23 protein-coding genes and 3 tRNA genes are annotated in these 23,995 nt (G+C 62.3%); 14 read left to right on the forward strand and 12 right to left on the reverse strand.

Going from position 1 to position 23,995, the window contains the following annotated elements; genetic code table 11:
- Nucleotides 1-96 precede the first annotated feature (96 nt).
- Nucleotides 97-2,145: a ribonuclease R gene (rnr, locus tag E0E41_RS12095; protein ID WP_278045186.1), complete on the forward strand. Its 2,049-nt coding sequence runs from the start codon at nt 97-99 to the stop codon at nt 2,143-2,145.
- Nucleotides 2,142-3,377 (forward strand): beta-N-acetylhexosaminidase, encoded by a 1,236-nt coding sequence (gene nagZ, locus E0E41_RS12100; protein ID WP_130870132.1) that lies wholly within the window; start codon nt 2,142-2,144, stop codon nt 3,375-3,377. The genes rnr and nagZ overlap by 4 nt, the downstream gene beginning before the upstream one ends.
- 40 nt (nt 3,378-3,417) lie before the next feature.
- Here nagZ and rny read toward each other — a convergent pair whose 3' ends face one another.
- Entirely contained in the window at nt 3,418-4,962 is a 1,545-nt protein-coding gene (gene rny / locus E0E41_RS12105) for a ribonuclease Y (protein ID WP_130870842.1), read from the reverse strand.
- A gap of 233 nt (nt 4,963-5,195) precedes the next feature.
- Nucleotides 5,196-5,681, reverse strand: coding sequence for a deoxycytidylate deaminase (locus E0E41_RS12110; protein ID WP_130870133.1), 486 nt, complete (start codon nt 5,679-5,681; stop codon nt 5,196-5,198).
- A gap of 179 nt (nt 5,682-5,860) precedes the next feature.
- Here E0E41_RS12110 and E0E41_RS12115 point away from each other — a divergent pair, with 179 nt between their 5' ends.
- From E0E41_RS12115 to E0E41_RS12130, 4 genes are all read left to right on the forward strand, one after another.
- Nucleotides 5,861-6,256: a hypothetical protein gene (locus E0E41_RS12115; RefSeq protein ID WP_130870134.1), complete on the forward strand. Its 396-nt coding sequence runs from the start codon at nt 5,861-5,863 to the stop codon at nt 6,254-6,256.
- 78 nt (nt 6,257-6,334) lie between these two features.
- Nucleotides 6,335-6,610, forward strand: a complete 276-nt coding sequence (locus E0E41_RS12120) for a metal-sensing transcriptional repressor (protein WP_130870135.1) — start codon at nt 6,335-6,337, stop codon at nt 6,608-6,610.
- Between the two features lie 98 nt (nt 6,611-6,708).
- On the forward strand, nt 6,709-6,972 hold the full coding sequence (locus tag E0E41_RS12125; RefSeq protein ID WP_130870136.1) for a hypothetical protein: 264 nt from the start codon (nt 6,709-6,711) through the stop codon (nt 6,970-6,972).
- 24 nt (nt 6,973-6,996) lie between these two features.
- A complete protein-coding gene (locus E0E41_RS12130) occupies nt 6,997-7,263 on the forward strand; it encodes a hypothetical protein (protein ID WP_130870137.1) in 267 nt (88 codons plus the stop codon).
- Nucleotides 7,264-7,303: 40 nt separating this feature from the next.
- Here E0E41_RS12130 and mnmE read toward each other — a convergent pair whose 3' ends face one another.
- Nucleotides 7,304-8,674, reverse strand: a complete 1,371-nt coding sequence (gene mnmE / locus E0E41_RS12135) for a tRNA uridine-5-carboxymethylaminomethyl(34) synthesis GTPase MnmE (RefSeq protein ID WP_130870138.1) — start codon at nt 8,672-8,674, stop codon at nt 7,304-7,306.
- 73 nt (nt 8,675-8,747) lie between these two features.
- Here mnmE and E0E41_RS12140 point away from each other — a divergent pair, with 73 nt between their 5' ends.
- Together E0E41_RS12140 and E0E41_RS12145 are read left to right on the forward strand one after the other, a co-directional pair.
- Nucleotides 8,748-8,996: a hypothetical protein gene (locus E0E41_RS12140; RefSeq protein ID WP_130870139.1), complete on the forward strand. Its 249-nt coding sequence runs from the start codon at nt 8,748-8,750 to the stop codon at nt 8,994-8,996.
- 81 nt (nt 8,997-9,077) lie between these two features.
- Complete coding sequence (locus E0E41_RS12145; RefSeq protein ID WP_130870140.1) at nt 9,078-9,755, forward strand: YczE/YyaS/YitT family protein; 678 nt, start codon at nt 9,078-9,080, stop codon at nt 9,753-9,755.
- Between the two features lie 61 nt (nt 9,756-9,816).
- On the opposite strand, the gene E0E41_RS18540 is transcribed toward E0E41_RS12145, so the two are convergent.
- From E0E41_RS18540 to spoIID, 3 genes are all read right to left on the reverse strand, one after another.
- Entirely contained in the window at nt 9,817-9,990 is a 174-nt protein-coding gene (locus E0E41_RS18540) for a hypothetical protein (protein ID WP_165450547.1), read from the reverse strand.
- A gap of 20 nt (nt 9,991-10,010) precedes the next feature.
- Nucleotides 10,011-11,405 carry an NAD(P)/FAD-dependent oxidoreductase gene (locus E0E41_RS12150; RefSeq protein WP_130870141.1) on the reverse strand — a complete coding sequence of 465 codons (1,395 nt, stop codon included), beginning with the start codon at nt 11,403-11,405 and terminating at the stop codon, nt 10,011-10,013.
- 119 nt (nt 11,406-11,524) lie between these two features.
- Nucleotides 11,525-12,580: a stage II sporulation protein D gene (spoIID, locus tag E0E41_RS12155; protein WP_242623769.1), complete on the reverse strand. Its 1,056-nt coding sequence runs from the start codon at nt 12,578-12,580 to the stop codon at nt 11,525-11,527.
- A 144-nt stretch (nt 12,581-12,724) separates the two neighbouring features.
- Between spoIID and E0E41_RS12160 the strand changes: the two genes are divergently transcribed.
- Complete coding sequence (locus E0E41_RS12160) at nt 12,725-14,092, forward strand: citrate/2-methylcitrate synthase (RefSeq protein WP_130870142.1); 1,368 nt, start codon at nt 12,725-12,727, stop codon at nt 14,090-14,092.
- A gap of 41 nt (nt 14,093-14,133) precedes the next feature.
- On the opposite strand, the gene E0E41_RS12165 is transcribed toward E0E41_RS12160, so the two are convergent.
- The 5 genes from E0E41_RS12165 to E0E41_RS12185 all read right to left on the reverse strand — a co-directional run bounded on the left by E0E41_RS12165 (nt 14,134) and on the right by E0E41_RS12185 (nt 19,158).
- Complete coding sequence (locus tag E0E41_RS12165; RefSeq protein ID WP_130870143.1) at nt 14,134-15,663, reverse strand: B12-binding domain-containing radical SAM protein; 1,530 nt, start codon at nt 15,661-15,663, stop codon at nt 14,134-14,136.
- A gap of 102 nt (nt 15,664-15,765) precedes the next feature.
- A complete protein-coding gene (locus E0E41_RS12170) occupies nt 15,766-16,470 on the reverse strand; it encodes a GNAT family N-acetyltransferase (RefSeq protein ID WP_130870144.1) in 705 nt (234 codons plus the stop codon).
- Nucleotides 16,427-17,605 carry a sensor histidine kinase gene (locus tag E0E41_RS12175; RefSeq protein WP_242623770.1) on the reverse strand — a complete coding sequence of 393 codons (1,179 nt, stop codon included), beginning with the start codon at nt 17,603-17,605 and terminating at the stop codon, nt 16,427-16,429. Before E0E41_RS12175 ends, E0E41_RS12170 begins: the two co-directional genes overlap by 44 nt.
- A complete protein-coding gene (locus tag E0E41_RS12180; RefSeq protein ID WP_242623771.1) occupies nt 17,598-18,605 on the reverse strand; it encodes a lysylphosphatidylglycerol synthase transmembrane domain-containing protein in 1,008 nt (335 codons plus the stop codon). The genes E0E41_RS12175 and E0E41_RS12180 overlap by 8 nt, the downstream gene beginning before the upstream one ends.
- Before the next feature lie 67 nt (nt 18,606-18,672).
- On the reverse strand, nt 18,673-19,158 hold the full coding sequence (locus E0E41_RS12185) for a SprT-like domain-containing protein (protein WP_130870146.1): 486 nt from the start codon (nt 19,156-19,158) through the stop codon (nt 18,673-18,675).
- A gap of 176 nt (nt 19,159-19,334) precedes the next feature.
- Here E0E41_RS12185 and vanR point away from each other — a divergent pair, with 176 nt between their 5' ends.
- From vanR to E0E41_RS12210, 5 genes are all read left to right on the forward strand, one after another.
- Entirely contained in the window at nt 19,335-20,030 is a 696-nt protein-coding gene (vanR, locus tag E0E41_RS12190) for a VanR-ABDEGLN family response regulator transcription factor (RefSeq protein ID WP_130870147.1), read from the forward strand.
- Nucleotides 20,031-20,175: 145 nt separating this feature from the next.
- A tRNA-Met gene (locus E0E41_RS12195) sits at nt 20,176-20,252 on the forward strand.
- A gap of 74 nt (nt 20,253-20,326) precedes the next feature.
- Nucleotides 20,327-20,401: transfer RNA gene (locus tag E0E41_RS12200), tRNA-Glu, on the forward strand.
- A gap of 4 nt (nt 20,402-20,405) precedes the next feature.
- Nucleotides 20,406-20,481: transfer RNA gene (locus E0E41_RS12205), tRNA-Val, on the forward strand.
- A 354-nt stretch (nt 20,482-20,835) separates the two neighbouring features.
- Entirely contained in the window at nt 20,836-23,409 is a 2,574-nt protein-coding gene (locus E0E41_RS12210) for an S-layer homology domain-containing protein (protein WP_130870148.1), read from the forward strand.
- A gap of 81 nt (nt 23,410-23,490) precedes the next feature.
- On the opposite strand, the gene E0E41_RS12215 is transcribed toward E0E41_RS12210, so the two are convergent.
- Complete coding sequence (locus E0E41_RS12215) at nt 23,491-23,904, reverse strand: hypothetical protein (RefSeq protein WP_130870149.1); 414 nt, start codon at nt 23,902-23,904, stop codon at nt 23,491-23,493.
- Nucleotides 23,905-23,995 lie beyond the last annotated feature (91 nt).

A 23,995-nucleotide genomic window follows, 5' to 3' on the forward strand; every position in this document is an offset into this window, starting at 1 on the left:
CCCAAGAAAACGCCCTTCCGGCTTCGGAAGGGCGTTTTTTGTTGAGTGCGCCCTCAAACAGGGGTATAATACAGACAAGCGCACAAAAGAAAGGAAATGTTTATGAATCAATCAGAGGAATTGATGGGTAAATATCAGGCTACAGGCCGGGGCTTCGGCTTTTTCATTCCCCAGGACGGCACCAGCCGGGCGGATGACTGTTTCCTGCCGCCCCGGGCCCAGGGCAGCGCCTGGAACGGGGACACGGTGGCCGTGGTGGTCACCGAGGAGGACCCGGCCACCGGCCGGCGGACGGCCAGGGTGACCCGGGTGGTGGAGCGGGCCAACAAGACGGTGATCGGTGTGCTGGAGAAGCACGACCATGCCCTGTGGCTCAAACCGGACAGCGAGCGGCTGCCCGGCCTGATCCAGGTGGTGACCAAACGCCGGAACCTGCACTCGGGGGAGCGGGTGGCGGTGTCCATGACCAGCTTCGGCGGTGACCGCCACCCCCCCATGGGCACCCTGAAGGAGACCTTCGGCCCCGCCGACAAGCGGCAGAGCGCCGTGGCCGCCATCCTGTACAGCCATGACGTCCACCGGGAGTTTCCGCCGGAGGTGATGGACCAGACCATGGCCATCCCCCAGTTCGTCCAGACCGCCGCCATGGTAGGACGGCTGGACCTGCGGGACAAGACCGTCATCACCATCGACGGGGCCTCCTCCAAGGACTTTGACGACGCGGTGAGCCTGGAGGAGGACGGTCAGGGCCGCTGGGTGCTGGGGGTCCACATCGCCGACGTGAGCCACTACGTCCAGCTGGGCACCCCTCTGGACCTGGAGGCCTACGAGCGGGGCACCTCGGTGTACTTCGCCGACCAGGTGGTGCCCATGCTGCCCGAGGCCCTGTCCAACGGCATCTGCTCTTTGAACCCCCAGGTGGACCGGCTGGCCCTGTCCTGCATCATGACCCTGGACAAGAGCGGCGCCGTGGTGGATCACAAGATCGCCAAGTCGGTGATCCGGTCCACCGAGCGGATGACCTACGGGGACTGCAACAAGCTGCTGGCGGGGGAGGACCCGGCCCTGGCGGTGAAATATGCCCACATCCTGCCCATGCTGAAGGACATGGATTCCCTGGCCAAGGTGCTGGACGGCCGCCGCCGCCGGCGGGGCGGGCTGGACCTGGAGACCCAGGAGAGCCAGGTGGTGTGCGACGAGAACGGTGAGCCGGTGGCGGTGGTGCTCCGCCGCCAGGGGGAGAGCGAAAAGCTCATCGAGGCCTTTATGCTGGCTGCCAACGAGTGTGTGGCCGAGCATCTGGCGAAGGCCGGGAAGCCCTGCGTCTACCGGGTCCACGAAAAACCCTCCCAGGAGAAGACCGACGCCCTGCGGGCCATGGTGGCCCCTCTGGGCTACGACCTGAAGACCGCAGACGGCCCCGGCCTGCAGAAGCTGCTGGACTGGGCCAAAGGCAAGCCGGAGGAGGGGGCGGTGTCCATGATGGTGCTCCGCTCCCTGATGAAGGCCCGGTATGACGGGGAGAACCTGGGCCACTTCGGCCTGGCCGCCCCCTTCTACTGCCACTTCACCTCCCCCATCCGCCGCTACCCCGACCTGATGGTCCACCGCATCCTCACTTCTCTTCTGGACGGCAAGTGGGACAAGGAGGGCCGGAAGCTCACCGCCGCCGTGCCCCGGGCCGCCCTCCAGTCCTCCCAGCGGGAGCTGGCCGCCCAGGAGAGCGAGCGGGAGATCGAGAAGCGGTACCTGGCGGAGTATATGACCCACCACATCGGGGAGAAATTCACCGGCTCCATCACCGGCGTCACCCGGTTCGGCCTGTTCGTCATGGTGGCCGGCGGGGTGGAGGGCCTGCTGCCGGTGGAGGCCCTGCCCGAAGGCCCCTGGGAGTACGACGAGGCCCGCATCACCCTCCAGGGCCCCAACGGCCATTACACCCTGGGCATGGAGCTGGAGGTGGAGTGCTCCGCCGCCGACCCGGTGTCCGGCCAGGTGGACTTCATTCTGCCCGGCGGCGTGCCCGTACCGCCCCGGAAACCCAAAAAGGAGGAGCGGCCCAAGCCCTCTCACCGGAAGGAGGGAAAAGGCCGCGGACGCTCCATGCACGTACCCAGGCGCCGCAAGGGGGGCAAAAAGCGATGACAAGGCGCTATTTGCTCCTGCCTGTATTACTGATCGTATTGCTTTTAGTGGCCTGCGGCAGCCAGGAGCCGGTGGTTCTCACTCCGGAGACGGCAGCACCCACCGCCGCCCCGACGCCGACGCCTACGCCCACGCCGGAGCCCACCCCCACCCCTGACCCGGCGGCGGAGCTGCTGGCGGGCATGACGGTGGAGCAGAAGGTGGGCCAGCTGCTGGTGGCGGGTATCAACGGCACGGAGCCCGGTGATGACGGCGCCCGGGCGGTGGCCGATTACCAGGTGGGCGGGATCATCCTCTTCGGCCGGAACGTGGAGAGCGCCGGACAGCTCACAAATCTGACCAACGGCCTGAAGGAGCTGAACGGGGATTATGTCCCTCTGTTCCTGTGCGTGGACCAGGAGGGGGGACGGGTGGACCGGATGCCGCCGGAGGTGGCCGATCTGCCCTCCGCCTACGACTATGTCCAGGCCGGGGGAGACCCCCTGGCCCGGGGAGAGGTGCTGGCGGCCCAGTGCGCCGCCTTCGGGTTCAACCTGGACTTCTCCACCTGCCTGGACGTGTGGTCCAACCCGGAGAATACCGTCATCGGGGACCGGGCCTACGGCACCGACTGGGAGACAGTCACCCGGGCGGGGCTGGCGGTGAATGAGGGCCTGGAAGCGGGCCGGGTCATCCCGGTGGTGAAGCACTTTCCCGGCCACGGGGATACCCTGGCCGACTCCCACGTGGCCCTGCCGGTGGTGGACAAGACGGAGCAGGAACTGTGGCAGAGCGAGCTGAAGCCCTTCCAGGCCGCCGTGGACCAGGGAGCCCCGATGGTGATGGTGGCCCACATCCTGATGCGTCAGCTGGACCCCAACTACCCCGCCTCCCTGTCCAACCGGGTGGTCACCGGCCTGCTGCGGCAGGAGATGGGCTTTGACGGGGTGGTGTGTACCGACGATCTCACCATGGCCGCCGTGTCTGACAGCTGCGGCATGGGGGAGGCGGCGGTGCTGGCGGTGGAGGCGGGCTGCGACCTGCTGCTGGTATGCCACCAGGCGGACAACCTGGCCGCCGCCCGGGACGCCCTGCTGGCGGCAGTGGACAGCGGCCGGATCTCCATGCTGCGGCTGGACGAGAGCGTGTACCGCATTTTATCCCTGAAGCTGGACCGGAATCTGACCAACGACCCGGTGGCCGTTCCCGACATCGACGGCCTGAATGAGCAGATCCAGGCCATTTTACCGTAAAAAAATCCCGTCCGCACCGCGGACGGGATTTTTGCGCTTCTTATTTGGCGTAATCCACCACTTTGGTCTCCCGGATCATGTTCACCTTGATCTGGCCGGGGTACTCCAGCTCTTCCTCGATCTTCTTGGCGATGTCCCGGGCCAGCAGCACCATCTGGTCCTCGCTGACCTTGTCGGGGGCCACCATGATGCGGACCTCGCGGCCCGCCTGGATGGCGTAGGACTTCTCCACGCCGGGGAAGGAAGAGGTGACCTCCTCCAGCTTCTCCAGACGCTTGATATAGTTCTCCAGGTTCTCACGCCGGGCGCCGGGCCGGGCGGCGGAGATGGCGTCGGCGGCCTGAACGATGCAGGCCACCACGGTGCGGGGCTCCACGTCGTTGTGGTGGGCCTCGATGGCGTGGACCACATCCTCGTTCTCCCGGTACTTCCGCGCCAGCTCCACGCCGATCTGCACGTGGGAGCCCTCCACCTCATGGTCGATGGACTTGCCCAGGTCGTGGAGCAGACCGGCACGCTTGGCCTGGGCCACGTCGGCGCCGATCTCAGCGGCGATGAGGCCCGCCAGATGGGACACCTCGATGGAGTGGTTGAGCACGTTCTGGCCGTAGCTGGTGCGGTAGCGCATCCGGCCCAGCAGCTTGATGAGCTCGGGGTGCAGGCCGTGGACGTTGGTTTCGAACACGGCGCGCTCGCCCTCGGCCTTGATGGTGGCGTCCACCTCCCGCTTGGCCTTCTCCACCATCTCCTCGATGCGGGTGGGGTGGATGCGGCCGTCCTGGATCAGCTTCTCCAGGGCGATGCGGGCGATCTCCCGGCGGACCGGGTCAAAGCAGGAGACCGTAATGGCCTCCGGTGTGTCGTCGATGATCAGATCCACACCGGTCATGGTCTCCAGGGTGCGGATGTTGCGGCCTTCGCGGCCGATGATGCGGCCCTTCATTTCGTCATTGGGCAGGGGTACCACACTGACGGTGGCTTCCGCCACATGGTCGGCGGCGCAGCGCTGAATGGCAAGGGACAGGATCTCCTTGGCCTTCTGGTCGGCCTCCTCCTTGAACTGAGCCTCGATCTCACGGACCTTCATGGCCGACTCGTGTGTCACTTCCTCGGACAGCTGGTCGATCAGGTAGTTCTTGGCCTCCTCGGCGGTAAAGCCGGAGATCCGCTCCAGGACCTCCATCTGGGTCTTCTTGACGGTGGCCACCTCTTCCCGGGCCTCGTCCAGCTCGGTTAGCTTCCGCTGCAGGGTGTCCTCCTTCTTCTCGATGTTCTCAGTCTTGCGGTCCAGGTTTTCTTCCTTCTGCTGGAGCCGGCGCTCCTGCTTCTGCAGGTCGGCCCGACGCTCCTTCACCTCGCGCTCATACTCGTTGCGGGCCTGGAGGATCTCCTCCTTGGCCTCCACCAGCGCCTCACGCTTCTTGCTCTCGGCGGACTTGATGGACTCGTTGATGATGCGCTTGGCCTCCTCCTCCGCGCTGGAGATCTCCTTCTCGGCGACCTTCTTGCGCCACTGGATGCCGGCGGGGAAGCCTATGGCAAGTGCGACCACAGCGGTGATCACACAGGCGATGATTGTCTGCATCAAGGCTGAAACACACCTCCCTTTCTTGGATTTTCAATGTTCGAACTTGGCATATTGAATGGACGCGGCCGGACAGACTTGTCCAAACCGCACAAAAACCGAAGAACGTACCCCTCGTTCTTCAAAATACTACACCTAAACTATTTTAAGGCCTAACACGTCCTTCTGTCAAGGAAATTCGTATACGCACAAAAACCCCCGGACCCGTTGGGGCCCGGGGGAAAAGAAGCCAATCAGCCCTTCTGCTCCGGCAGGGAGTCGTCCTCCCGGATCCAGTCCTCTACGTGGACCACGGAGTACTCCGTCTCCGTGTTGCGGATGACCACCCGCTGGATGCCGGCGTTGATGATGAGCCGGCGGCACATGGAGCAGGAGGTGGAGCCGGAGATGAGGGCGCCGGTGGACGGGTCCACACAGGCCATGTACAGGGTGGCACCCAGGGTCTCGCTCCGGGCGGCGGAGATGATGGCGTTGGCCTCGGCGTGGACCGAGCGGCACAGCTCGTACCGCTGACCGGAGGGGATCTTCAGAGCCTCCCGGGTGCAGTAGTTCAGATCCACGCAGTTCTTCCGGCCCCGGGGGGCGCCGTTGTAGCCGGTGGCGATGATCTCGTCGCTCTTCACGATGATGGCCCCGTAGTGCCGCCGCAGGCAGGTGGCCCGCTCCGCCACGGTCTGGGCGATATCCAGATAATAATTCTCCTTGTCAATGCGTCCCATAGCCTGTCCTCCTGCGGTTTTTCTCCCAGTATACCGGCTTTTCCCTTCCGGCGCAAGGGGGTTCCCGTGCTGAATTCACATATTGTTTACGTTTGCTTCCTTGACGAAAAAAGCCGCAGGCGGTATCATAATATTCAGAAAAATTTAATCTTTCAGGCTGAAGGAGACGACCATAGCTCATGCTCATGAACTTTTTCAGAAAATTGATGTACGGGCGGTATGGCAGCGACCAGCTCTCCTTTTTCCTCCTCATCGTGTATGTGATCCTGATCCTGCTGTCCGGCCTGCCCCATATGGGCTTCCTCTCCTGGGTGGCGCTGGTGGTGCTGCTGTGGGACGTGTACCGCATGTTCTCCCGGCGGTTTGACCGCCGGCGGGCGGAAAACGCCCGGTTCCTGGCTATGGCGGGTCCCGCCATCCGCTGGGTAAAGATGCGCCGCACCATCCACCGGGACAAGGAACACCGTTACTTCAGATGTCCCAACTGCGGGCAGTACCTGCGGGTGCCCCGGGGCAAGGGGAAGATCACGGTGAGCTGCCGCAACTGCGGCGCCAGTTTTGAGGAGCGAAGCTGAGTTTTTGCGCCCCCGGCCGGCGCGCCACCGGCGCGCCGGCTTTTTGCAGCCTTTCAGGAAGAGAGCGGGTGAAAGAAAATGAGACAGTGCATGGACGCCGACAACCTCCACCGCCGGCTGAAGAAGATCATCGGGCAGCTCAACGCCATCGACCGGATGGTGGACGAGGATGTGCCCTGCGAGGAGATGCTCATGCAGATCAATGCCGCCAAGAGCGCCCTCCACAAGGTGGGCCAGGTGGTGCTGGAAGGTCACCTCAACCACTGCGTCCGGGACGGCATCGAGCACGGGGACGCGGACAAGACCATTGCCGAGTTTGCCAAGGCCATCGAGCATTTTTCCCGCATGAGCTGAAAGGAGCTTTTTTCTCCTTTACAGAGGTGCGTTCCGGTGGTAATCTGAAGTCAGAAGGCAGATATCTGCCCCAAACTTTGGAAAAGGAGCGTGAGTTTATGGAAGAAAAAGTCCCTGTCCTGGCCCGCAGAAAGCTGTTCAGCACCACGTCTGCCCAGGAGGTAGGAAAGATCCGCGCCGCCCTCACCGAAGCGGGCATCCCCTTCCACATCGGCCAGTCCGATATGACCCCGCCTGTAGGCGTCCACGGTGCGCTGGGCCTCCATGCCGACGCGCCCTTGCCCGCCTATGAGTACACCTTCTACGTCCATAAGGACGATGTGGAGCTGGCGGAAAGCGCCCTGGCCGGGATCGTGGAGTAGGCCGCGAGAAAGGAGCGTAAGCCCATGGCTGAGAAAGTGCCCATCTTTTCCCGCAGGAAACTGTTCAGCACCACGTCCTCCCAGGAGGTGGGAAAGATCCGCGCCGCCCTCACCCAGGCGGGCATCCCGTTTCACATCGGCCAGTCTGACCTGACCCCGCCTCTAGGGAAAGGAGGGCGGCTAGCGCTCCATTATGAAGCGCACCTTCCCTTCTATGAATACACCTTCTATGTCCACAAGGACGACTTGGAAATGGCGCAATCCGCCTTGGACGGAGCTTCCTTGGAATGAGCGACCAAACAAAAACTGCCGCACATCGTGCGGCAGTTTTTTATTTCCCCACGCAGAAGCGCTCAAAGATCCGGGCGGTCACGTCCTCCCGCAGGTTGGCGCCGGTGAGCTCGCCCAGGGCCGACAGGGCCTCCTCCACGTCGGTGAGCAGGGCGTCGGGGGTAATCCCCGCCGCCAGGCTGTCCTCCGCCCTGGCCACGTCCTCCAGGGCCCGCCGGGCGGCGTCCGCCTGCCGCAGGTTGGTGAGCAGCTCCCCGGCCGCCCCCTGGTTCCCGGCGGGGAAGAACCGCTCCACCGCCTCTGCCAGCTCGTCCAGCCCCTGGCCGGTCTTGACGCTGACCTCCACCACCGGAGGCATGGGGTCCAGAGTAAGGACGGGAACGGGGGCGGAGGGCAGGTCCCCCTTGGTCCACACCAGGATGGTGGGGGCGTGGGTCATGGCCTCCTCCAGCAGATGGGCGTCCTCCTCCGTAAAGGGCACCGAGCCGTCGCACAGCAGCAGCACCAGGGCGGCCTCTTCCAGGGCGGCCCGGCTCCGCTCCACCCCGATGCGCTCCACCTCGTCCGCCGTCTCCCGGATGCCGGCGGTGTCGATGACCCGCAGGGTCACGTTCCCCAGCCGGCAGCGGGCCTCCACCGTGTCCCGGGTGGTGCCGGGCACAGACGTGACGATGGCCCGCTCATACCCAGCCAGGGCGTTGAGCAGGGAGGACTTGCCCGCGTTGGGCCGGCCGATAAGGGCGCAGGGGATGCCCCCCGCCAGATACCGGCCCCGGTCGTAGGTGGCCAGCAGGGCGGACAGAGCCGTTTTGGCCTGCTCCAGACCCTTGTGGATGGTGTCCGCCCGGAAGGGGTCAATGTCCTCGTCCGGGTAGTCCAGCACCGCGTGGAAGTGGGCCAGCAGGTCCACCAAACCGTCGTAGATCCCCTGCACCCGGCGGCTCAGGGCCCCGGACAGCTGCCCGGCGGCCTGGTGGACGGCGGCGGGGGTCTCCGCGTCGATCAGATCGGCCACCGCCTCCGCCTGGGTCAGGTCCAGCCGTCCGTTGAGCAGGGCCCGCTTGGTGAATTCCCCCGGTCCCGCCTGCCGCACGCCCTGGGCAAACAGCGCCTCCAGCCCCAGGGCCAGCACCATGGGGGAGCCGTGGCACTGGAGCTCCGCCGTGTCCTCCCCGGTGTAGCTGTGGGGGCCGTGGGAGATGGTGGCCAGAGCCTGGTCGATGGGGATACCGTCCGCCCCCAGCAGGGTGCCGTATACCAGCCTGCGGTCCCCGTAGGACCGCAGGTCCCGCCCGCCGGCGGGGCGGAACACGGCGGCGGCGGCGGCTATGGCTCCGGGGCCGGAGAGACGCAGGATGCCGATGGCCCCGGGGGCCGGACCGGTGGCGATGGCGGCGATGGTATCGGACATGGGATCACCTCAGAAAGAAAATTCGGTTGCTCAGATTATACCAGATTTCGTCCCACTTGGGGAGGGAAAAACTTTGGCGAAAGCGACGTTACTTTTCCTCTTGACGAGTTTTATGTCAACGATTTCTGAATATCCACAGGGGGTGCAAAACTGTGGAAAACCATGTGGACAATGTGGAAAACCATTTATAGGACTGACTTTTACCAAAAGCTTACCAGCAGCCCACAATGTATATTTGCCTGTATACGATCTGTCAAAAGGAATTTATGGTCGCCACTCCGCCGCCGCTGTCAAATTGGTAAAAAAGATACACCAAATTTAGGCAATGTGACCCTTGAATCCCTAGATTTCAGATGCTAAACTATTATTAGCACTAAAAAATATTTTTATGGAGGCGATAGACATGGGTCACCATGGGCTGTTGGGGCGGTATCTGACCTTCTTGATTGGTGTGGTGTGCTCCGCGCTGGGTATCGCGCTCATCACGCTGGCGGGGATGGGTACGTCGGCGGTGTCCAGCCTGGCCTATGTGCTGACTTTTGTGTTCCCCGGGGTGTCCCTGGGGTGTTTCTCCTTTGTGGTCAACTGCGTTATGCTGGGGGGCCAGATCCTGCTGCTCCGGCGGAAGTTCCCCCTGATCCAGCTGCTGCAGATCCCCTTCACCTTTGTGTTCTCCTGCTGCATCGACCTGTGGATGGGGCTGCTGGCCCCGCTGGTGCCGGCGGCCTATGCCGGACGGTGGGTGGTGCTGCTGCTGGGGTGCGGCTTCCTGGGGCTTGGGGTGGCCCTGGAGGTGGTGCCCAATGTACTCATCCTGCCCTGTGAGGGCTTTGTGCGCACCTGCAGCCAGGTGTTCGGCTGGGACTTCGGCAAGACCAAGACCGGGTACGACCTGACCATGGTGGCGGCCGCCCTGGTGGTGTCTCTGGTGTGCCTGGGTTCGGTCCACGGCCTGCGGGAGGGTACGGTGGTGTGCGCCCTGACAGTGGGGACCATCTCCCGGTTCTTCTGCCGCCAGATCAACCGCCTGCTGGAGCGGCGCTCCGATGCTCACACCCGGGTGCAGGAATCAGTTGGTTAATAAAACGGAAAAACCGCCGCGGACCATGGGCCTGCGGCGGTTTTTTGCACGTTTTGGAGGCTTATTTCAGCCGGCTCAGAATGACCTGAGCGGCCTTGACGCCGGAGGCGCCCGCTTGTGCCAGGCCGCGGGTGATGCCCGCGCCGTCGATCCCACGGGGCCAAGGCCCCGCGGGAGCCCTGATGATTTGATCCGCACGGCGGAAATGAATTCCGCCGGCGGCAATGCTTCGCATTGTGTGGGCTCCGGGCGGGCTTATTTCAGACGGTTCAGAATGACCTGAGCGGCCTTGACGCCGGAGGCGCCCGCTTGTGCCAGGCCGCGGGTGATGCCCGCGCCGTCGCCCACGGCAAAGAAGCCGGGCAGGGAGGTCTCCAGCTCGCCGGACAGGGCCAGACGGGCGGAGTAGAACTTCACCTCGGCGCCGTAGAGCAGGGTGTCGTAGTTGGCGGTGCCGGGGGCGATCTTGTCCAGCTGATAGATCATCTCAATGATGTCGTCCAGCTGCCGCTTGGGCAGGGCCAGGGACAGATCCCCGGGGACGGCGGCGGTGAGGGTGGGCCGGACGAAGGACTTGCTCATCCGGTGCTCGTTGGTGCGGATGCCGCTGACCAGGTCGCCGAACCGCTGCACCAGCACGCCGCCGGCCAGCATATTGCTCAGGGAGGCGATGTGCTTGCCGTAGCGGTAGGGCTCGTTGAAGGGCTGGGTGAACCGGTTGGACACCAGCAGGGCAAAGTTGGTATTCTCGCTCTGGAGGGCGGGGTCGGAGTAGGAGTGGCCGTTGACGGTGTTGATGCCCTCCACGCTCTCGGCCACCACATGGCCGTAGGGATTCATGCAGAAGGTGCGCACCTGGTCGCCGTACTGCTTGGTGCGGTAGACCAGCTTGGACTCGTACACCACATCGGTGATGTGCTCAAACACCTTGGCGGGCAGCTCCACCCGCACGCCGATGTCCACCTGGTTGTTGATGAGCTGGATACCCAGCTCCTTGCACTGGTTGGAGAACCACTCGGCGCCGGAGCGGCCGGGGCCGGCAATGAGCCAGGTACAGTCGATCTCGTCCCCCTTCTCGGTGATGAGCCGGTAGCCCTCACCGTTCAGGTTCTCGATCTTGGTCACCGCGGTGTGGAACCGGAACTCCACGCCCTTGCGGCACTCCTCATAGATGCTCTGGAGGATCTTCAGGTTGTTCTCGGTGCCCAGGTGCTTGCACCGGGCCTGGAGCAGGTGGAGATCGTGCTCCAGCGCCTTCTTCTCCAGCTCCCGGGCTGCCGGGGTGTCGGTGGAGAACACCTTGTCGGTGGCTCCGTGCTTCATGTTGATGGAGTCCACGTAGTCGATCAGGCTCATGACCTCTTCCTTGGGCATGAAGTCGGTGAGCCAGCCGCCGAAGGCGGTGGTGAAGTTGTATTTGCCGTCAGAGAAGGCGCCGGCGCCGCCGAAGCCGCACATGGTGCCGCACACCTTGCAGTGGATACACTCCTTCACCTTGCCCGCCACGATGGGGCAGCTGCGGGTGTAGATGTCGGCGCCCTGGTCCAGGGCCACCACCTTCAGACCGGGGTTGCGGTGCATCAGCTCATACCCGGCGAAAATGCCGGCCTCTCCACAGCCCAGAATGGCAACGTCGTAGCGTGTGTTCATGCGCGATCTCTCACTTTACGTCATATTAGGACGGCATAGCCCATGCCAATCCAATTTGATATTATACCAAAGAGCAATACCTTTGACAATGGCGATTTGTCATTGCAGCTAAAAAATTTTTAGGAAGCCGGAGTGTAGGGAGCCACCTCCACCCCGGTGTAGTACCACTTTAAAATCTCCTCGTAAGTTTTGCCCTCCTTGGCCAGGGCGTTGGCCCCGTACTGGCTCATGCCCACCCCGTGGCCGTAGCCGGTGACGGAGAAGGTCACCCCGTCGGCGGAGGCGGTGACGGTAAAGCTGGTGGAGCGCAGGCCGAAGAGGGTGCGCAGGGCCCCGCCGGAGAAGGTAACGCCTCCCACGTCCACCGTCTCCACACCCCCGGCGGAGTTGGGCACCAGGTTCTGGAACCATCCGGCGGGATCTCCGGACAGGTCGGCGTCCGGGTACTGGCCCAGCAGCTTGGTTTTGAACTCATCCAGGGTAAAGGAGGCGGTGGAGTGGTAGTTGGGCACCTCCTCCCCCTCGGGGCTGTCCACTCCGGTGAGATAGGGCACCGAGTTGCCCCACACCTCCACCGCGTCCACCGTCCGCCCGGCGGCGGAGGAGAAAAACACCGCCTGGATGGGCTGGCCGCCGTACAGGATGGCCATACCGTCGGTGTCCGCCACGGCGGCGGTGATCTTGGCGGCATACTCCGCCGCCGCGTCCCCCCAGTTGGCGGCGGCCTGGTCCGGATCTATGTAGGCCTGGCAGCAGGTGATATCGGTACACACGTCGGCGTCCGGGTGGTTTTCCACCGTGCGGCCCAGCTTGGACAGGGTGTAGGTCCGGGCGGCGGTGGCCTGGGCCTTCAGGGCCTCCGGCTCAAAGGAGGCCGGCATCTCCGCCGCCACCACCCGCCACAGGTACTGGTCCAGCCCCAGTGTGAGTACGCTGCCGTCGGACAGGGCCACCCGGATCTGGGTCTGGCTGTCCGCCGAGGGCTGGGGGGTCACCACTGTCCGGTCGATGGGCAGCTCCCCGGTGGGGGCGGCCTCCTCCGGCGTCTCTGTGCCCGTCGTGCCGAAAAAGAGAAGGGGGAGCAGGAACAGGATCAGCAGCAGAATCAGCGCTGTGGCCGTCACCTGCCGGGCACCCCACCGTTGTCCATTTTTTTGCAAGTTATTCTTCATCATAATTCACTTTCCGGCCGCGCTGCCGCCGCCTCCTTCCAGCTGTTTTGCCAAAAAATCCGCGGGATGATTCCTTCCGGATTGACGGCGGATCAAAAAGAGACTACAATGGGTGCAATTCAAACTTGGGCGAAGGAGCGGGTTCGAATGCAAAATGCGGAGCAGGAGGCCTTTGCGGGTTTCCTTAACAGTCTATGCGCGGAATATCAGAAGCATAACCAGATCGATCCGGCATATTATGAGCGGTATAATGTGAAACGGGGCCTGCGCAACGCCGACGGCACCGGCGTCATGGCGGGTGTGACCCAGATCGGTAACGTCATGGGCTACTATGTGCAGGACGGAGAGCGGATCCCTGCGCCCGGCAAGCTGGTGTATCGGGGCATCGACGTGGAAGAACTGGTGAACGGTTTCGTCAGCGAGAACCGGTTCGGCTTTGAGGAGACGGCCTATCTGCTCCTCTTCGGCGTGCTGCCCACCCGGGAGCAGCTGACCACGTTCCAGAAGATCCTCAGCGAAAATCACGACCTGCCCCATATGTTCACCGAGGATATGATCATCAAGGCCCCCAGCCCCGACGTGATGAACAAGCTGGCCCGGTCGGTGCTGGCCCTCTATTCCTATGACGACAATCCGGAGGACATGTCCCTGTCCAACCAGCTGCGGCAGGCCATCCAGCTCATCGCCCGGGTGCCTGTTATCGTGGCCCACGCCTTTGCGGTGAAGCGGCACTACTACGACAATGAATCCCTTTACCTCCACCGGCCCCAGCCGGGGCTCAGCGTGGCGGAGAACTTCCTCTATTCCGTCCGTCACGACAACCAGTTCACCGAAGAGGAGGCCCGGCTGCTGGACCTGTGCCTGGTGCTCCACGCCGAGCACGGCGGCGGCAACAACTCCGCCTTTGCCTGCCGGGTGCTCTCCTCCTCCGGCACCGACATCTACTCCTCCATCGCCGCGGCGGTGGGAGCCCTGAAGGGCCCCCGGCACGGCGGCGCCAACAAGAAGGTTATGGAGATGTTCGGCTACATCGAGGAGGCCGTGAAGGACTGGAAGGACGACGACGAGGTGAAGGACTTCCTGGGCAAGCTGCTGCGGAAGGAGGCGGGCGACAGGTCCGGTCTGATCTACGGCATGGGTCACGCCATCTACACCCTGTCCGATCCCCGTGCGGTCATCCTCAAGCGGTTTGCCAAGAAGCTGGCCGCCGCCAAGGGAATGGAGGATGAGTTTGAGCTCTTCGAGACCGTGGAGCGGCTTACCCCCGAGGTGCTCCTCTCTGTCAAGGGAGAGACCAAAGTGGTGTGCGGCAATGTGGACCTGTTCTCCGGCATGGTGTACAAGATGATGGGTATTCCCCAGGAGCTGTACACCCCGCTGTTCGCCGTGGCCCGCATCGTAGGCTGGTGTGCCCACCGCATCGAGGAGGTCTATCAGCCCGGCAACCGGATCATCCGGCCCGCCTACAAGGCGGTGGCTCCCATGCGCACCTTCGTGCCGCTGGATCAGAGATAATACAAAAAGGACACGCCGTGAGGCGTGTCCTTTTTTGTGTCTTACTTCTTGGTGGGATAGAGCCCCATGACCATCCGGCGCCACACCACATACCCCTTCTTGTACAGGTAGCGGGTGCGGGCCATCTTCTGGGCCTGATCGTAGCAGGCGTTCAGCTCCGCCATGTGGGCCACCGGGTCGGATTCCCAGGAAACCAGCTTCTTGCGGAACTTCTCGAACTGCCAGCAGTAGATCATCCGGTACCAGGCCTGGCTCTCCTGGGAGGCGTCCTGCTTCCAGTAGGCCCCGAACTGCTCCTCCATGGGGGCGAACATCACCTGGTCCATCTCCTCCGGGGTGCACAGGCCCTGGTCGATGGCCATATCCACGATGTCGGTGCCCGGCAGGAAGTTGAGGCCGTGGAGCTGCAGCTCGTAGGGGGAGGGGAACTGCTTCACCAGGTAGTAGGATTCCTTCAGATCCTGGATGGTCTCAAAGGGGTGCTGGAGCATCAGGTCGAAGCTGCCCCAGAACACCCCCGCCTCCCGGATGGCCTTGATGGCGTTCAGGATCTCCTCCTGGGTCTCATACCGGTGGAAAATGTCCCGGCGCACCCGCTCCGAGCCGGACTGGATGCCCATGATGACCTCGGTGAGGCCCACGCTCTTCAGCTTCTTCAGAGTTTCCAGATCCACCATTTTGGGGTGGGACCAGATGGTAAAGGGCATGTGGATCTTCTTGCCGTACTCCTTCACGAACTCGTCCACCCAGCCGGGCAGGTTGGGGAAGATCTCGTCGTAGAAGTGGATGAACACCAGCTTCCTGCACTTCTTCTTGGCCTCCACCAGCTCGTCGATGACGCTCTTCACCGAGCGGGTGCGCACCCCGTGGATGCCCTTGGGCAGCAGGCGGCGCAGGTTGACGCAGCAGCAGTAGGAGCAGGTGAAGGGGCAGCCCCGGGAGGCGATGACCTCATAGCTGCGGGTGGACAGCTGGGGGTCCCCCTCCACCAGGGTGTCGTGCTCGATGTAGCAGGCGCCGGTGCTATCCACCACCGGCAGGCCGCACCGGTCCACCTCATTTACCAGGCCGCCGATCTCATTGCAGTGGGGCTCCGCCCCCTCCAGCCAGCACAGGGAGGGGATGTCGGTGTAGTCGGTGCCGTTGCGCAGGGCGTTGGCCAGCCGGCACAGGTTCTCCTCGCCGTCGGCCCGCAGGACGAACTTGGCGCCCCGCTCCAGCATCCGCTGGGGGAACATGGTGGCAAAGGCGCCGCCGCAAACCACCGGGGCGGGACCGGCCGCAAGGGCGGCGTCCAGCACCTGATACACCGTATCCAGATACATGGAGCTCATCACCGACAGACCCACCAGCACCGGCTTGGTCTCCGCTACCACCTGGCGGAAGAGCTCCAGCTCCTTGTGGGTGGTGGGGCTGGGCCGGACGGAGTTGAAGTCCTTGTAAAAGACGGTGCGCACGGCATAGCCCGCCCGTTCCAGAGCGGCCTGGAGATAGCGCACACCCAGGGCCTTTTTGTTATAAAAGGCCACCAGCACCACGGTGGGCTTGGCGGCAGCTGAGATTTCCGGCATGATAAAAGAACCTCCTGACAAAAATCCAAAAAACAACAAAAAATGAGGGCAATAACAGAACTATTATATCGGACAGGGAAGAAAAGTCAAGGCCGCCCCCCTTCAGAACAGCCAGAACAGGATGTCCTCCGAAACCGTCATCCCGGCCCTGCGCTGGAGGGCCAGGGAGGGGGAATTATCGGTGAATACCTGGCCGTAGGCGTACTGTCCCCGGGACAGGGCCAGGGATACCACACCCCGGAGCAGGGCCTCTCCGATCCCCCGGCGGCGGTAGGAAGGCAGCACCTCCAGCATGCCGATGGCTCCCTCGATGTGGAACCCGGCGAACCCGGCGGGTTGTCCGTCCACAAAGGCCCCCAGCATCCCCCGGTCCATGGCTCCTTCCATGTATTCCACGCCGCCGAAGGCGTGACTGTAGTGGTCGTATACCCACCGGGCCCAGGAGCGGTCCAGCAGCCGCAGTTCCCCGCCGAAGGGGAGAGGCGCAGGGGGCTGAGCCTCCATCCAGGCGGACTGATAGCAGATCTGTTCCGTTTTCAGCCCGAACCGGGCGGCCAGCTCCTCCTTATACCACAGCTGGTGGCCGGTGAGGATGGTGCAGCCCTCCATCAGGGGGAGCATCCGATCCAGAGCCCCGCGGGTGTCCGCTCCCAGCATGTACACCTCCGCCAGCCGGTCGTACAGCAGCACCCCGTCGCCGGCGGCGTACAGCAGCTCCGCCGAGCCCCGGCGGATGGGCTCCAGCATGTCCAGATAGAGCAGCTTATTTCGATTCAGAAAGTCCAGCGCGGTTTCGGCGCAGCACATGGCGGGCCTCCTTGTGTAACGGCAGGGAAATGATAAAGCTGGTCAGGGATCCGTTGCTCTCGCACCGGATGGTGCCCCCGTGGAGCTCCACGATCTCCTTGGCGATGGCCAGGCCCAGGCCCGCCCCGCCGGTGCGGGAGGAACGGGCGGCGTCCAGCCGGTAGAATTTATCAAAGATGTTGGACAGCTCCCCCTCGGGGATCTCCAGGCCCTGGTTGCGGATGGTGATCTCGGCGTACCGACCCTGGGCGGCGGCCTCAATGTCCACCTGCCCGCCGGGGGTGGAGTAGCTTACCGCATTGCGCAGCACGTTGTCGAATACCCGGGCCAGCTTGTCCGGGTCTCCCAGCACCACCAGGTGGGGCTGGATCTGGGGGACGCAGGTCAGGTCCTTTTCGGCGAACAGGGGATAGAACTCGTCAGCCAGCTGCTCCAGCAGCATGGACAGCTGGATGGGGCCCTTTTCGCCCGTACCGCTGTCCAGGTCCATCCGGGAGATGTCGAAGAACTCCGCCAGCAGCTCCTCCAGCCGCCGGGCCTTGTCCAGGGCAATGCCGGTAAATTTGGCCCGCTGCTCCGCCGTCAGACCCGGGTCGTCGTGCAGCAGGGTGAGATAGCCCACCACCGAGGTAAGGGGTGTTTTCAGATCGTGGGCCAGGAAGGCCACCAGGTCCCCCTTTCGCTGTTCGGTCTCCTTGGCGGCGGCCTCCCGGGCGGAGAGCTGCTGCCGGATGGCGTTCAGATCCTCCTGGATAGGCTTCAGCTCCCGGGACAGGGCCACCGGCTCCGTGCCGGCGGACAGCAGCTGCTGAGTGGCGGCGCGGATCTCGTCCAGCCAGCGGGTGAACCGGCCCATGGCGATATAGAAGGCGATGAGCATCAGGACCATCATGCCGATGGTCAGCACATCCTGCTTGTTGCTGCGGATATACTGCTGGTAGAGCTGGTCGGCGGCCTCCGACGACTGGCCGAACAGGGTCTGGGCCCCCCACACGAAGATTTTGTAAATGGGGTCCTGGAGCACGCCGTCCACCACCACTTCCAGCAGGAACAGTCCTACGGCTCCGACAATGAGGGTGCCCACGATGACCCACAGCAGCATTTTCAGCTTCAGCCGGGTGTATTTCTCATTCACAGGCCTCTCCTCCTTGCATGTGGTGCCGGGCGGCAGAGCGCTTGGCAAACCGGCCCACCGACCACAGCCCACCCAGCAGCATGACTTCCAGGAAGGTGGCGAACCGCCACAGCACCATCCCCACCGCCAGGTGCTGGCCGAAGATGGGACCCATGAACAGGAAGAAACTGCCCTCCGCGCCGCCGGCGTTGCCGGGCAGCATGATGACCCGGGAGAGCACCATCACCAGGCACTGGACCATCACCATCTCCCAGAAGGAACAGCCGGTGAGGCCCAGACCCCGGTAGAGGAAAAAGGGGACGGCGAACAGGGCGGTGAGCTCCACGAACATGCCGAAGTACAGCCCCAGAAGCATCCGGCGGTTGTCCTTCAGGGTCCGCAGCTGCTGGCAGAACTCATCCACCTTGCCCATGCCCTTGTCCACCATGCCCGGCTTGGCCATCACCTTCCAGTGACGGGAGAGGAACGTGAGGATGCGGCGGATGAGCCGCTGGATAGGCTCCGGCCGGACGGCGGTGAACAGAGCCAGTCCGCACAGGAACAGGTACAGGGCGATGAGGGCCCCCGCACCCGCCACGGCGGAGCCCAGGCTCTCCTGCCGCCAGAACAGCTCGTAGAACAGGGCGGCCACGGCGTAGCAGGTGTACACCATGGTGTTGGCCACCGCCTTCCAGGTGTAGATGGATGCGGTGTAGGTAGCGGGCATCCCCGCGTCGTACATCAGCTTGAGCTGTACCGGCGCCCCGGCGGGGCCCAGTTTGTAGTAGAATTCCCCGATATAGGCCGCGTCGAAGCAGCCCAGCAGATTCACCGGACAGTCCAGGGAACGGCCCATGCCGAAGAAGATCAGCGCGTCCACGCTCTCGCTGAAGGGAACGCACAGGGCGGCGGCCGCCAGCCACAGGGGCCGGATCTGGGCCAGCAGCTCCCTGGGGTCCATGGTGCGGCTCACATAGACCATCAATCCCACCAGGATGCCGCCCCCGATGGTCAGGCCCACAATGGAAAAGATGCGGTTGAACAGGGCCTTTTTACTCCGCTTTTTCGTGGAGGGTCCCTCCTTAATATCAGTACTTGCAGATGAGCGTCCCGCCGCATTTGCAGCGGTAGCGCTCCGGGTGGAGCACCAACGGGGAAGCCTTGGCCCGGGGGAATTCCTGACCGCAGCGGGTGCAGACCACCAGATGCCGTACCGGTCTGGTGTCAGGCACCCCCAGCTCTCCGCAGGTGCCGGTGCGGGAGATGGCGTAGCCGAAGGCGGCGTTCATCCGCCCGGCGTAGCTCCGCCACAGGGAGCCGTGGTTCCGGCAGGCGGAGCAGGTGTGAAGCACCTCATGGGCCAGGGTCTGAAGACAGGCCCGGTCGGTCCCCTCCAGCAGCCGGTGGGTCAGCTCAATGGTAAAGCTGCCGTCCTTCTGGCGGATGCAGCAGCCGAACCGGGTCACCGCCCGGCGGTTGATCTTCACATGGGGGTCAATGCGGTCGGATACCGGAATGCCCAGAGAACGGGCCTGCTCCAGCACCTGAACCAGCAGCTTGTCAAAGCGATCCATACAGTGCCTCCTGGGTTGCATACCAGGCATTGTATCATCTTTCCCCGAAAAAGTCACTACCTCCCCCCTGTGAGGAAAAGTTGTGATGATTTTCTTACGATGGGTCCGGCGGCTTGACGGCCCCGGTTTCCTTCCTTATAATAATATGAAATACGGCGCAAAAGGAGGGAGAGCCCGTGGAAGCCAATGTTCTGGTGGTGGATGACGAGCCGGAGATCGCGGACCTGATGGAGGTCTATCTGAAAAGCGAGGGCTGTACCGTGTTCAAGTGTGCCACCGGCACCCAGGCCCTTGCGGTGGTGGACAGCGAACGGCTGGATCTGGCCATCCTGGATGTGATGCTGCCCGACATCAGCGGCTTTACCCTCTGCGGGGAGATCCGCAAGAACCACCGGTTTCCCGTCATCATGGTGACTGCCAAGGCGGAGGACATCGACAAGATTACCGGCCTGACCATCGGGGCGGATGATTATATTACCAAGCCCTTCAACCCCCTGGAGCTGATGGCCCGGGTCAAGGCCCAGCTGCGGCGGTACACCCGGTACAACGAGGCGGACAAGGCCCCAGACAGCCGGGACATCATTGACTTCAACGGCCTGGTCATCAACCGGGCCACCCACGAGTGCTGGCTGTATGACAAGGAGCTGAATCTCACCCCCATCGAGTTCGATATCCTGTGGATGCTGTGTGAGAACCGGGGGCAGGTGATCTCTGCCGAGCGGCTGTTCGAGGCGGTGTGGAAGGAGAAATATCTGGACCGGAACAACACGGTGATGGTCCACATCCGCCGCCTGCGGGAGAAGATGGGGGAGCCCTCCCGCAACCCCCGTTTTATCAAGACCGTTTGGGGCGTTGGGTATAAAATCGACTGAGCCTCCCTCTCTGAGGGAGGTGGCCCGAAGGGCCGGAGGCCGGAGGGAGTATTCCTCTAAATCATAAAAAAATTTGAAAAACTTGTTGACAAGTGGGGACGAATCGGGTATACTATCTCTTGCCCTGTTCGTCCGGGCAAGAAACGGCGGCATAGCTCAGTTGGCTAGAGCATGCGGTTCATACCCGCAGTGTCCCCGGTTCAAATCCAGGTGCCGCTACCAGACCCAAAAGACGGCACGCGCCGTCTTTTGGGACTCCATTTCAGGGAAGCGGTTCCCGCCCGCTTGGGCAACATGGCCCGTTGGTCAAGTGGTTAAGACACCGCCCTTTCACGGCGGTAACACGAGTTCGAGTCTCGTACGGGTCACCAATATGGAGGCGTAGCTCAGCCGGTAGAGCACTTGCTTCACACGCAAGGGGTCACAGATTCGAGTTCTGTCGTCTCCACCAAAAAAGGACATCCGAAAGGATGTCCTTTTTGTTTTGCCCGGCGGTGCCGGAAGCGCTACCTTATATATAAGCGGCTGAGTGCACGCACCTGTGCAACTTTTTGAAAAAAGCAAAAAAAGTAGGGAACAAAATCCCATAAATAGCGTCTAAAACCACGTCAACCATGTGTAAAAACGCACGATATGGAAACGGAAGAAAAAGCTCGGAAACAGGGAGGAGCTAATATTACGCTTTCATTACAAAGCCTCCGAAACGCTTGACGGTTGGGGGGTGGTCGTGTATATTATGCATGTAAGTTCATGAAGGGGAGGCCTCCTCTCCTGATGGACAAAATTTAAGAAGGAGGAATTTCCGATGAGAAACCTCAAGCGGGCGCTGAGCCTGGTTCTGGCTGCCATGATGCTGATCGGCATGATGGTCGTCTCCGCCGGCGCAGCTTCCAAGGATTTCACCGACAAGGCTGAAATCAAGCACCCTGAGGCTGTCAATACCCTCGTCGCCCTGAACGTGATCAGCGGCAAGGAGGACGGCAGCTACTTTGATCCCAATGGCACCCTGACCCGTGCCGAGATGGCCAAGCTGGTCACCTACGTGCTGAACGGCGGCACCGAGCCTGTCCTGGGCACTAAGGTCACTCCTACTTACAAGGACATCAAGGGCCACTGGGCTGAAGCTTACATTGAGTACTGCACCAGCATGAACATCATTGTCGGCGACGGTACCGGCAAGTTCAATCCCGAGGGCACCCTGACCGCTTCTCAGTGCGCCAAGATGCTGCTGACTGCCATGAACTACAAGGATGACGTGTTTGGCTTCACCGGCAACAGCTGGGAGATCAACGTCAACCGCGAGGCTAACGCTGCTGGTCTGTACAAGAACCTGGGCGGCGTGGCTGCTTCCCAGCCCATCACCCGCGACAACGCTGCTCAGATGGTTTACAACGCCATCCAGTCCAAGACCATGAAGCTGTCCTGGAGCCAGGACATGACCACCGGCCAGATCACTCAGACTTACAACCTGACCGGCAACTCCCTGTTTGAGGACAAGTTCGGCGGCCAGATCTTTGTGGGCAGCTTCGACGGCAACAGCGACACCCTGTCCATCAAGGACGGCTACATCCAGGTTACCGGCAACCTGACCACCGATGACACCACTCAGGTCAAGGCCAAGACTGCTACCTTCCCCTACACTCTGGACATCGCCGGTGTGGGCGAGGACTTCAAGGTCATCTACAAGGAAGGTACCGGCGGCACCGACGGCAAGCCCGACGCTAACGACACCATCTATGGCGTCTACAACGCCGGCACCACTGACGTGCTGAAGGTCACCTCCAACGACATCAAGTCCGCTAAGGATTACGCCACCGCTGGCAAGATTAAGGTCGACGGCACCGAGTACGAGCTGGCCACTCCCGCCAAGGATCAGGTCCTGGTCGTGACCGACTTCGGCGCTGTTGCCAACGTGACCGCCACTACCGGCGACGTCGCCGAGGCCAAGACCGCTTTCTCCGCTCTGTCCGGGGCTAACGGCAACACCGTGAAGTTCATCCTGAACGAGGATGGCAAGGTTTCCAAGGCTTATGTTCAGACCTATGAGCTGGGCACCGTGACCGCTGTCAACAGCGAGAAGGTCAGCATCAGCGGCCTGGGCTCCATCAAGATCGCTGACAACGCCGTTTACAGCGGCATTGCCAAGAACGACGTTGTTGTCTACAGCAAGCTGTACAACAAGACCGCTGCCGACGCTTATGTCGTTGTCACCAAGGCCGAGACCGTGTCCGGCACTGTCAACGGCTACAAGAATCAGGAGAACGTGACTCTGGACGGCACCGTCTACAAGATCTACAACGGCACTGATATGATCGAGAACGTGGGCGGCGAGACCGGCGTCAAGGCGTTCGGCGACAGCTCCTTCGGCGAGACCTTCACTCTGTACCTGGTGAACGGCTATGTCCGCGCCGCCGTGCAGACCTCCGAGTCCGCCAGCAACTATTCCCTGGTTCTGGATGCCACCGGCAGCAAGGGCAGCACCTTCAATCCTCTGAAGTTGCAGGTTCTGGCCGCTGACGGCACCAAGAGCATCATTACCGTCGATAAGGACAGCACCAGCGATCCCAAGAAGGGCGACATCGTCACCTACACCGGCACCGCCGACAAGGCTCTGGTGAAGGTTGAGGCCCTGGGCAAGGATATGCCCACCAGCAGCAGCAAGGACTTCTACAACAAGACCTCCAAGACTGTTGAGGGTGTTGTGACTGCCGGCGACGCCGTCCTGTTCGTGAATGTGGGCACCGAGTACAAGGCCTACAACATCCGCAGCCTGGGCGACATCACCACCACCAGCAAGGACTGCAAGATCATCGTGAAGGACGGCAAGGTCGTTGCCGCCTCCATCGATCTGGGCAGCACTCCCTCCGGCGCCACCTCCACTGCCATCTACGGCATGGTGATCGCCGACAACGGTACCGTCAAGATTGACGAGACCGTGTACACCAGCTACACCGTGTGGACCACCGACGGCGAGAAGACCGTCAACGTGAAGAACGGCGGCAAGCTGACTGTTGGCACCATCTACAAGTATGAGCCCACTGCCGACAACACCTACGCTGCTGACGCCTTCAAGGCCCACGGCGGTGAGCAGGCTGCCATCAAGAGCTATGACCAGACCGACAAGCTGCTGACCTACATGACCGGCCGCAGCGGCGAGGCTCCCAACGCCACCTTCGCCAAGACCGAGACCAAGGCTGTTGCCGACAACCTGACTGTCCTGTACGTCAACTGCAAGGACAACACCGCCGGCGACGAGATCGGCATCAACACCTATGATGATATCACCGATCTGTACAACGCCCTGATCATCACCAACGATGACGGTGTGATCACTCACATTGTGATCGAGACCTCTGGTGAGGTTGATGTGAAGGCCTGATCTGTTCTGAACAGACGCAGGTAAACAAACAGCAAGCCCCCGGACAATGTCCGGGGGCTTGTTCTTGCATTCTGAGCCGGTTTAACGGATCCCCAGATAGTAGTAGGTCCTGCTGCTGCGGTTAATCCGGATATAATCGTAATCAGAATAGTTGTATACGGTAAACCCCGTGCTGGTCAGCTTCAGCGCGACCCTACCTGCGTCGGTCTGCACCGGCTTATCCCACAGGGCCAGACCGCCATACACCTGGGGCGTGGAATCATTGCCGAAACCCATCATGCTGGAACGCTCCACCACCAGAACGGCCTTGGGCTGAAAGCCCAGGCTGATGGACTGGCTCTCTGCACTGTTGCCCAAGTATGCGCCTACCACGATCCCGCTTTTTTCCCCAAGCGCGCCGTCAATCGTCTTGAAATCCTTATTGAAATCTGTGCGCAGGAAATTGTCATTCGGCTCCCATTGATGTAGCCCGTAGTGTTCCGTGTAAGATGCCATATTACATTCCTCCCTTTACCCTTGCGCGGCAGGGCCTTTGAGGTGTACGCCTGCTGCGCTGGGATATTTGTCATGCCCGGGACCGGCGATT

The organism is Intestinimonas massiliensis (ex Afouda et al. 2020) (assembly GCF_900626285.1).
Classification (GTDB): Bacteria; Bacillota; Clostridia; order Oscillospirales; family Oscillospiraceae; genus Flavonifractor; species Flavonifractor massiliensis_A.

What these genes read in the sequence shown, in the direction of transcription:
- rnr (WP_278045186.1), top strand. Translation starts at nt 97, where the DNA reads ATGTTTATGAATCAATCAGAGGAATTGATGGGTAAATATCAGGCTACA.
- nagZ (WP_130870132.1), top strand. Translation starts at nt 2,142, where the DNA reads ATGACAAGGCGCTATTTGCTCCTGCCTGTATTACTGATCGTATTGCTT.
- rny (WP_130870842.1), bottom strand. Translation starts at nt 4,962, where the DNA reads ATGCAGACAATCATCGCCTGTGTGATCACCGCTGTGGTCGCACTTGCC.
- E0E41_RS12110 (WP_130870133.1), bottom strand. Translation starts at nt 5,681, where the DNA reads ATGGGACGCATTGACAAGGAGAATTATTATCTGGATATCGCCCAGACC.
- E0E41_RS12115 (WP_130870134.1), top strand. Translation starts at nt 5,861, where the DNA reads ATGCTCATGAACTTTTTCAGAAAATTGATGTACGGGCGGTATGGCAGC.
- E0E41_RS12120 (WP_130870135.1), top strand. Translation starts at nt 6,335, where the DNA reads ATGAGACAGTGCATGGACGCCGACAACCTCCACCGCCGGCTGAAGAAG.
- E0E41_RS12125 (WP_130870136.1), top strand. Translation starts at nt 6,709, where the DNA reads ATGGAAGAAAAAGTCCCTGTCCTGGCCCGCAGAAAGCTGTTCAGCACC.
- E0E41_RS12130 (WP_130870137.1), top strand. Translation starts at nt 6,997, where the DNA reads ATGGCTGAGAAAGTGCCCATCTTTTCCCGCAGGAAACTGTTCAGCACC.
- mnmE (WP_130870138.1), bottom strand. Translation starts at nt 8,674, where the DNA reads ATGTCCGATACCATCGCCGCCATCGCCACCGGTCCGGCCCCCGGGGCC.
- E0E41_RS12145 (WP_130870140.1), top strand. Translation starts at nt 9,078, where the DNA reads ATGGGTCACCATGGGCTGTTGGGGCGGTATCTGACCTTCTTGATTGGT.
- E0E41_RS18540 (WP_165450547.1), bottom strand. Translation starts at nt 9,990, where the DNA reads ATGCGAAGCATTGCCGCCGGCGGAATTCATTTCCGCCGTGCGGATCAA.
- E0E41_RS12150 (WP_130870141.1), bottom strand. Translation starts at nt 11,405, where the DNA reads ATGAACACACGCTACGACGTTGCCATTCTGGGCTGTGGAGAGGCCGGC.
- spoIID (WP_242623769.1), bottom strand. Translation starts at nt 12,580, where the DNA reads ATGATGAAGAATAACTTGCAAAAAAATGGACAACGGTGGGGTGCCCGG.
- E0E41_RS12160 (WP_130870142.1), top strand. Translation starts at nt 12,725, where the DNA reads ATGCAAAATGCGGAGCAGGAGGCCTTTGCGGGTTTCCTTAACAGTCTA.
- E0E41_RS12165 (WP_130870143.1), bottom strand. Translation starts at nt 15,663, where the DNA reads ATGCCGGAAATCTCAGCTGCCGCCAAGCCCACCGTGGTGCTGGTGGCC.
- E0E41_RS12170 (WP_130870144.1), bottom strand. Translation starts at nt 16,470, where the DNA reads ATGTGCTGCGCCGAAACCGCGCTGGACTTTCTGAATCGAAATAAGCTG.
- E0E41_RS12185 (WP_130870146.1), bottom strand. Translation starts at nt 19,158, where the DNA reads ATGGATCGCTTTGACAAGCTGCTGGTTCAGGTGCTGGAGCAGGCCCGT.
- E0E41_RS12210 (WP_130870148.1), top strand. Translation starts at nt 20,836, where the DNA reads ATGAGAAACCTCAAGCGGGCGCTGAGCCTGGTTCTGGCTGCCATGATG.
- E0E41_RS12215 (WP_130870149.1), bottom strand. Translation starts at nt 23,904, where the DNA reads ATGGCATCTTACACGGAACACTACGGGCTACATCAATGGGAGCCGAAT.